7 protein-coding genes are annotated in these 7,974 nt (G+C 61.3%); 3 read left to right on the top strand and 4 right to left on the bottom strand.

All coding sequences use genetic code 11. From position 1 onward, the window contains the following. Positions 1 to 107 precede the first annotated feature (107 nt). The 3 genes from NW849_RS13335 (at position 108) to NW849_RS13325 (ending at position 6,066) form a co-directional block, all read left to right on the top strand. Positions 108 to 275, top strand: a complete 168-nt coding sequence (locus NW849_RS13335; RefSeq protein ID WP_083757636.1) for a hypothetical protein — start codon at positions 108 to 110, stop codon at positions 273 to 275. Between the two features lie 95 nt (positions 276 to 370). Then, positions 371 to 2,602, top strand: coding sequence for a single-stranded-DNA-specific exonuclease RecJ (recJ, locus tag NW849_RS13330; protein ID WP_414358217.1), 2,232 nt, complete (start codon positions 371 to 373; stop codon positions 2,600 to 2,602). A gap of 164 nt (positions 2,603 to 2,766) precedes the next feature. After that, positions 2,767 to 6,066 carry an AAA family ATPase gene (locus NW849_RS13325; protein ID WP_414358215.1) on the top strand — a complete coding sequence of 1,100 codons (3,300 nt, stop codon included), beginning with the start codon at positions 2,767 to 2,769 and terminating at the stop codon, positions 6,064 to 6,066. Here NW849_RS13325 and NW849_RS13320 read toward each other — a convergent pair. The 4 genes from NW849_RS13320 to NW849_RS13305 form a co-directional block, all read right to left on the bottom strand. Next, on the bottom strand, positions 6,063 to 6,512 hold the full coding sequence (locus NW849_RS13320; RefSeq protein ID WP_414358213.1) for a GerW family sporulation protein: 450 nt from the start codon (positions 6,510 to 6,512) through the stop codon (positions 6,063 to 6,065). The two genes, NW849_RS13325 and NW849_RS13320, sit on opposite strands and share 4 nt — an antisense overlap. Positions 6,513 to 6,567: 55 nt before the next feature. Then, complete coding sequence (locus tag NW849_RS13315; RefSeq protein WP_414358210.1) at positions 6,568 to 6,831, bottom strand: DUF2973 domain-containing protein; 264 nt, start codon at positions 6,829 to 6,831, stop codon at positions 6,568 to 6,570. Continuing rightward, positions 6,831 to 7,142, bottom strand: coding sequence for a DUF2605 domain-containing protein (locus NW849_RS13310; RefSeq protein ID WP_414358208.1), 312 nt, complete (start codon positions 7,140 to 7,142; stop codon positions 6,831 to 6,833). The genes NW849_RS13315 and NW849_RS13310 overlap by 1 nt, the downstream gene beginning before the upstream one ends. A 50-nt stretch (positions 7,143 to 7,192) precedes the next feature. Next, on the bottom strand, positions 7,193 to 7,974 hold a 782-nt coding region (locus tag NW849_RS13305; RefSeq protein ID WP_414358205.1), incomplete at its 5' end, for a cobaltochelatase subunit CobN.

Raw genomic sequence — 7,974 nt, 5'->3', positions numbered from 1 at the left:
TCTGATTCTTGTTTCAGCATCGTTGCCGAGCAACCGCTAGGGTGTAGAGACGCGGATCTTCGACAAGAGGATCCCTAGGAAAAAACGAGAAAGAAGGAGAGAAAATCATGTCTGCCAGCACCCTTGTCCGTTGCGCCTGTGAACACTGCAACTGCAGCTTCGAGAGCAGCCAAGGCTATCGCTACGAAGGTCAACTCTACTGCAGCGAAGCCTGTGCCACCCACAATCACGAGCACCCCTCCGCTTGTTGTGTGGCTTCCCACTGCTGTCAATAAGCAGGTCACCAGGCCTTCTTGGGGATCCCAAGCTGCTTTTCTCCCCAGGCAGTTTTTGATAGGCTCCTAGGAACCTTTATCCCTGTCGAGCTTGCATGGAATACCGCTGGGAGCTGCTGCCCACTCCCCCCCAGTTCAATCCGCAACTGAGCCGGGAATACGGCAAGTATGCGGCCAAGGTGATGGCCCTGCGGGGTCTGCACACTTGGGAGCAAGCGCGGGCCTTCGCGGATCCCGAACACTATTCCCCCACACCGTCGGGATCCCTGCCAGATCTGGAGCGGGCGGTGGCACGGCTGCTACAGGCGCGGGAAAGGGGAGAGACCCTGTGCATTTGGGGGGACTTTGACTGCGATGGTGTCACCAGCACCAGTCTTCTGCTCTCGGCGTTACAACCCTTGGGCTTCCGAGTCCAGTTCACCATACCGCTGCGCAGTACCGAAGGGCACGGCCTCAACCCTCAACGGCTGCAGCAGGTGCTGGCCCAGGGCTGTCAAGTGATCCTGACGGTGGATTGCGGCATGGGCAATACCGCCGAAATTGCCATGGCCCAAGCCCAAGGGGTGGATGTGATCGTGACGGATCACCACATGCTGCCAGATCCCTTGCCCGCTGCCTATGCGGTGGTCAACCCCTTGCGATTGCCGGCTGAACATCCGCTGCGCTTCTTGCCGGGGGTGGGAGTGGCCTACAAGTTGGCGGAGGCGCTCTACCAAGCCCTAGGGATCCCTGGTGTCGAGCAGCACCTGGATTTGGTGGCGGTGGGAATTGTGGCCGATGTGGCGGTGTTGCAGCGGGAGTGCCGCTACTTGGTGCAGCGGGGCCTGCCGGTGCTGGCCAATACCCAGCGGCTGGGGCTGCGGGCCTTGTTGGATCAGGCCCAACCCAAGGGATCCGTGCTGCCAACAGCCCAAGATGTTGGCTTTCGCCTTGCTCCCAAGCTGAATGCAATTGGCCGTCTGGAAGATGCCAGCCTGGCGGTGGAGCTGCTGACCACCCCTGATCCAGAGCGTGCCCAGGCCTTAGTGCAGCACTTTGTTGCCCTCAATGAGGAGCGTAAGCACCTCACCCAGCAGGTGATCCAAGAGGCCAGCCAACAGGTGGAGAGCATGGATCTGGCCCGAGAAGGAGCCATTGTTTTGGCCGAAGCCGGCTGGAACCCAGGGGTTCTGGGGATCGCGGCGGCGCGCTTGGTGGAGCAGTACCACTGCCCAACGGTGTTGATCGCCAAAGACGAAGCAGCGGGACGGGGCTATGGGTCGGGCCGTTCCCTGCCGGGGGTGAACCTGGTGGAGGCCATCGAGGCTGTGCGCCCCCTGTTGCTGGGGGGAGGTGGACACCCTATGGCAGCCGGGATCCAAGTGGATCTCTCTTGCCTGGCCGCCGTACAACTGGCTTTGCGGCGGGAGCTGGCCGCGCGGGTCAGCCCAGATCACCAGGCTCGCACCTTAGCAGTGGAGATCGTCATCGATTGGGAGCTTCTGGCCTCTCAGGGCCGGGACGGGGTGGCAGAGCTGGATGAGGTGTATCGGCAGGTGCAGCTTCTGCAGCCCTTTGGGCACGGCAACCCCAACCCCGTCGTAGCCCTGATGAATGTTCGCTGCGGCAGCGTTAAGTTGGGGATTTCTCAGAATGGTCGCCACCTGAAGTTTGAGCTGGGATCCCGTACCCTGTGGTTTTGGCAAGCCGGAGAAGAGCTGGAGCGCTGGCAAAAATGCCAGGCTTTGGACATCGCCCTACAGTTGGAGGCGGATGACCGGGGCAGACAGCCTTGGCAGGGCAAAGTGCTGGCGGTGCGCCCTGCGGGAGAGTGGCAGGCACCCACCATTTCCGCCCCTCGCCTACAGATCCAAGATTTTCGGCAGAAACCCCTGCCGGATTCGCAGCAGGGGGCCATCTGTTACGACGGGCAGGAGGCCGAGAACTTTGTTCCACCACCCAAAGGGAAAGAGCTGGTACTGGCCCGCTGGCCCTGGCTACCGGCGGACTTGGCACAACTGCTGCAACAGGTACAGCCCCGAACCCTGATCCTGGCCGCTTCTGCCTCCCCCTGGGAGCAGATCCCCGCCCGAGTCAACTGGCTGATGCAACAGTGGCAGGCAGGCCAACGGGATCCCGACGAGCTGGCTGCGGCAACCGGCTTTCCCCGGCAGTGGCTGGCGGAACTGGACAGTCCGGAGCAGATCCCCACGCTGCTGATGGGCCGCCTTCAGGAATCCCAAGCCTTTCACCGCTGGCTGGATGAGGCTAGCCCCACCCAGATTGCCCAACTGTGTCAGCGGCTAATGCAATCGGATCCCAGGCCAGCAGCTTATTCCCAAAAGTAGGGGCATCTCCCAAGCGCTCTGCGCCACCAACGCGACCCCAAAAAGTAGGTAAGACTTGGGATCCTGCCAAGAACTTCAAGATGCTCCGCACCGCTATCGCGATACTCTGGATTAAATAATTCAACCCCATTTTTTCTGGCAACCAGAGCCCCTCAGAGTTTTCCGTGATCCCGGTTCGCCTAACCTTGCACAATTTTCTCTGTTATGCTCATGCCGTTTTGGATCTGCGCGGGATCCATACTGCCTGCATTTGTGGCCCCAATGGGGCAGGCAAGTCTGCCCTGCTCGATGCCCTCACCTGGGGCCTTTGGGGGCAAAGCCGGGCTAGCAATGACAGCGATCTCATCCGCAAGGGGGCCAGCGAAGCCTGGGTAGAGGTGATCTACCGCTCGCGAGGACAAACCTACCGCATCCTGCGCAGCCGTCATCTATCGGGCGAGGGATCCCTGGAGTGGCAAATTCAAACCGGAGAAACCGACGGCCAACCTCGCTGGCGCAGCCTAACCCGCCGCGGCATGCGCGCCACCCAACAGGCCATTCAAAGTCAGCTCAGCCTCGACTACGAGACCTTTATTCACTCTGCCTATCTGCGACAAGGACAAGCAGATGCCTTCACCCTGAAGCGTCCCGGCGAGCGCAAGCAGATCTTGGCCGACATGCTCAAGTTGGGGCAGTACGATTTGCTGGCCGACCGCTGCCGGGAACAGGCGCGCAGTGCCAAACTCAAAGCCGATCTGCTCCAAGAGCGCCTGCAGCAGCTCAACCAACAACAGGCCCACGTTGGCCAAATCCAAGCCGAGCTGGAGCGACTCCAACAACGGCAAACTCATCTGCAGCAGCTCCTAGCCCAGCAACAGCAGGAATTGCAAGCCCTAGAGCGCCTCTACGAACATCGCTGCATCCTGCAGGAGCGCCACCAACACCTTACCCAACACTTGCAAAAGCTCGGCACCAACCTACAGCACACCGAGCAACAGTGGCGTGCCCAGCGACAGCACCTGCTCCAGTTGGAAGAGCTGATTGCCCAGAGTGAAGACATCCTGGCGGGTTACGAACGCTACCAAGCCCTGATGGCCCAAGATCGCCATCTCCACCACCTCTTCGAGCAACAGCAGCATCTGCTCCAAGAACGCCAAAAGCTGCAAGCCCAGCAAGCAGAGCAGCAACAGCAGCAACTGCGCAAGATGCAACGGCTGCAACAGGAGTTGGCCACCTGCCAAGCCCAGGCCCAAGCCGATGCCCAATTGCTGGCAGAACAGGAGCGCATCGAAATCGGCCTGCGCCACTACCAGCAAGCTCAAGAGCGTCTCCAGGCCCTGAACCAAGCCCAAGCTCAAGCCGCCGTCCTTCTCCAGCAGCAACAGCATTGGCAAGAGCAAATCCGCCGCGAGCGGGAACGCCTGCAAGCCCGCGTTCAGCTTCTCAGCCAGCAACTACAAAGCCAGGAAACTCTAGCCCAACAGCAGCAGCAACTGGAGCAGAAAATCGCCGAAGGAGAGGCCGCCTTGGCAGAGCTGGAGCGACGGCGTCTCTACCAGCAGCGGGTGTTGGAAAAAGTCCAAGAACGGCGGCTGTTCGTGCAAAAGCTCCAGGAACGCCAGCGGGTTCTCCAGCAACAGTGGCAACAGGAAGAAGAACGCTGCCGCCTGTTGGTGACCACCTGGGAGGAAGGTCAAGAGGTGTTTTCCGCTCAAAGTGCTCCGCGCAGCGAACGAGATCAGGTCACCCCCACTTTGGCAAGAGTGACAGCCCTTGTCGAGGAGGCAGCAGAACAAGAGGAGGGATCCCCGGCCCTATCTTCTGTCGGCCAGCCTGCCGAGCCATCCCCTGCAACGCCGACAGCAGAGCCGCAGGGATCCGGCTTTATGGCTCCGCAACGCCGTCGCAACTGGACTTGCCCCCTCTGCGCCCGTCCCCTCAGCCCGCGCCTGCGGGATGTGGTGCTGAAAAAACACCGCGAGCGTCAAGAGGAAATTGCCGGCGAACTGTTTGTTATCCGCGAACAACTGGCGGTGGCCGACCGGGAGATCGAACTCTTGCAAGAAGAATACCGCCGTCTTAGCCAAGAACTGGCCACTTGGGATGAGCGCCTGCACCTTCAAGGGCGATTGCAACAGCAGTGGGAAGCCGAGCAGGAGCGCTGTCGGCAAATCCAGCTCTGGCAAGCAGAGGCGGCAGAGTTGAGGGAAATCCTTGACCGGGAAGCTTACGCTCAAGAAGCTCGGCAACAGCTCCAGCAGATCCAGCAGGCCCTGCACCAACTGGGCTATGACGAGCGCGAGCACGCCCTACAACGGGGAGAACTGGAGCGCTGGCGCTGGGCCCTGGGCCGCTCTCAAGAACTCCGCAAGGCCCAAGAGCGCCGCTCTCGCCTCTGCGAGCAAATCGCATCTCTACAGGCACAACTGGAAACCCTGCAACAGGCGGTATCCAAGGACTCCGGCCCGCTAGCGCGATCGGATGCTCCCCTGGCGGAGCAGTTGGCTCAGGTGGAACAGGCGTTAAACCACCTGGGCTACGATGGATCCCTGCACCAGCAGGTGAAAGCCGAACTGGCCCAAGCGCAGCTCTGGCCCGCGCGCCTGCAAGCCCTACAGGTGGCCCGCCAGGAACTGCCGGAGGTGGCAGCCCGCACCCAAGCCTTATCCCAACGCCTACAGGAAAGCCGCCAGCACTTTGCCCAGGCCACCCAAGAGTTGGAACGGCTTCAGCAACAACTGGCGGAGCATCCCGAGGTTTTGCCTGCTCAGCTGGAAGGGATCCGCCAAACCCTGCGGGAGCACCGCCGGCGGCTGGATGAGGTGCTGTCTCAGATAGGGGCTGCCCAGCAACGGCTACAACAGGCGGTTCAACAGCAGGCGGAGCAAGCCGAGCTGGAACAACAACTGCAGCAGGCCCGCCGCCAGCAGCAGGTGTACCAAGAGCTGGCCAATGCCTATGGTCGCAACGGCATCCCCGCCCTGATCGTCGAAAATGTCCTGCCCGAGCTGGAAGCCCAGGCCAACCAGATCCTGGCCCGCCTTACCCAACACCGCCTGCACCTGCAATTGGTTACCCAGCGCTCCGGGCGACGCTATTGCTCACCGGCCAAGCTGTCCTCCGTAGCGGGACGGAGTCCCTATGACACCCTCGACATCCTCATCGCCGATCCCCACGGCACCCGCCCCTACGAGACCTACTCCGGCGGAGAAGCCTTCCGCATCAACTTCGCCATTCGCCTGGCCCTGTCCCGCCTGCTCACCCAGCGCTCGGGATCCGATCTGCAAACGCTGCTCATCGACGAGGGGTTTGGATCCCAGGATGCCACCGGACGCGCCCAACTGCTGGCCGCCATCAACGCCATCGCCCCCGACTTTGCCTGCATCTTGGTGATCACCCACATCCCCAGCCTGCAGGATGCTTTCCCCCACCGCATCGAGGTACAGCCCTCTCCCCAGGGATCCCGCCTTCACATTCGCGGCTAGCCGGGCCGGTCGGATGGGATCCCGGCACGAGTCTGCAGCCACTGCTGCAACAGGGGTACCAAGGCCTCGCTGAGTTGGTTCCACTGGTCGGGCTTCTGGGCGGTGGTCAGCAGCTCCACCCGCTCCCCCCGAATCACCAGAAAGCCAACCGGCTCGATGCGCACCCCGCCCCCTGCTCCCCCGAACAGGCTGGCCGGATCCCCGCCGTTGCCGCGAAAGCCAGAAGCAGTTTTGCCGAAGTTGCCCCCTCCCCCACCCAAGCCGAAATGTAGGGACATGTAGGGGACGATGATCGTCTCGCCAATGGTGATCGGCTGGCCAAAGGTTTGTCCCGTTTCCGCCAAAACCTTCAGCTTGCTGAGCACCGCTTCCAGTACGGCTTCCACGTTGAAGTCGGATCCCATCTCGGTTGACTTGCCCACCAGACGCTTGGGCAGATGGCGCACGGCACCTTTCCAGGCTACTGCAGCCCCTCCAAGAGAGGAAGCCCAAGAAACTCCCCTAGTCTTCGTCCGGCGAGCCGGAATAGAGATCTTCCAAACGGCTGCGGGCTTCTTCCAAGCTGGCCGAGCGAATCACCAGCAGAGGCTCTTCGGTGAGGTTGCCATCTTCATCCAGCAGCTCTGGGTGAGGGATCCGCTGGCGGGCGCGACGGGGAGAGGTCTTGCGCTCTTCCACGCCCAACGTGATGACATTGGCAACCAAGTTGCGCAGGGCCAAAAAGGCAATGGCCACAAAAGCGATGAGGTAGAGAATCTGCAGCATCACAGGTCAGAGGAGGGGTGAATCTGGCGAAATCGACGGCCCAATTCGGCACATTTCATCAGCAGGCGATGCCATTTTGCCATCAGCCCAGGGTCGATGCCAACCTCTTGATCGGACGCCTGATAAAGCGCTTCGGCCACCTGTAGCTCCGCTTGAGCGGCCAGAACCTGTTCCAGCAAGGACTGTTGCTCCTCTGGGCTGATCAATTCCAGGGTCTCTTCCTGCAAAAAGCGGCGAGAACGCTCAAACCAGTAGCGGTAGTCTTCCAGCAGCGGCCCCAGAATCTCCCGCAACAGCTCGGCTTTGCTCATGGCCTGGGATCCCTCCACAACTGGTTTGGATGAGAAAAGCTTAGCAGAACTTAACCTTCTTTCGCCACAGGGGGGCAGGATTCCAGGTAGGCTTCCATCTCCAGCATCAAGGCTTCGATCTGGGGCAGCAGCTCTGGGGCCTGCTCTTGCCAGTAGCCCCGCTGGTGGGCTTCCAGCAGTCGCTCGCTCATGTCCCGCAGCGCCCAAGGGTTGTGGGATCGCAGGAACTCCTGGACTTGGGGATCCAATAGGTAGGCGCGGGCCAGCCCTGCGTACATGAAATCCGGCACAGCGTGGGTAGTGACATCGTAGGCGAAGAGATAGTCCAGGGTGGCGGCCATCTCGAAAGCGCCTTTGTAGCCGTGGCGCATAACACCGGCAATCCACTTGGGGTTGATCACGCGGGAGCGATAGACCCGGTCGATTTCTTCTGCCAAGGTGTGGATTTTAGGGTTGTGGGGGCGGGCGTGATCCCCAAAGTAGATCTGGGGGTTGCGGCCCTGGAGTGCCCGCACTGCCGCCACCATCCCCCCTTGAAACTGGTAGTAGTCATCGGAGTCCAGCAGGTCGTGCTCGCGGTTGTCTTGGTTGTGGAGCACAATTTGCAGGTGGGCCAATTGCCGCCGCAGGGCTTCGGGGGCGGGTTGTCCTTCAGCCTCAGCCCGGTAGGCGTAGCTGCTCCAGTTGAGGTAAGCGCGGGCCAGATCCGCCTCAGTTTCCCAGTTTTGTGCCTCGATCAGCCCCTGTAGGCCGGCCCCGTAGGCCCCTGGCTTGGAACCGAAGATGCGCAGCCGCGCCCGCTCCGCCGCTGCTTGCGTTGGGATCCCTTGCT

Origin of the sequence: Synechococcus sp. R55.3 (genome assembly GCF_047461975.1) — a bacterium.
Lineage (GTDB): Bacteria > Cyanobacteriota > Cyanobacteriia > Thermostichales > Thermostichaceae > Thermostichus.
The sequence above is the reverse complement of the archived record's forward strand: the minus strand, read 5'-3'. Positions and strand labels throughout refer to the sequence as shown.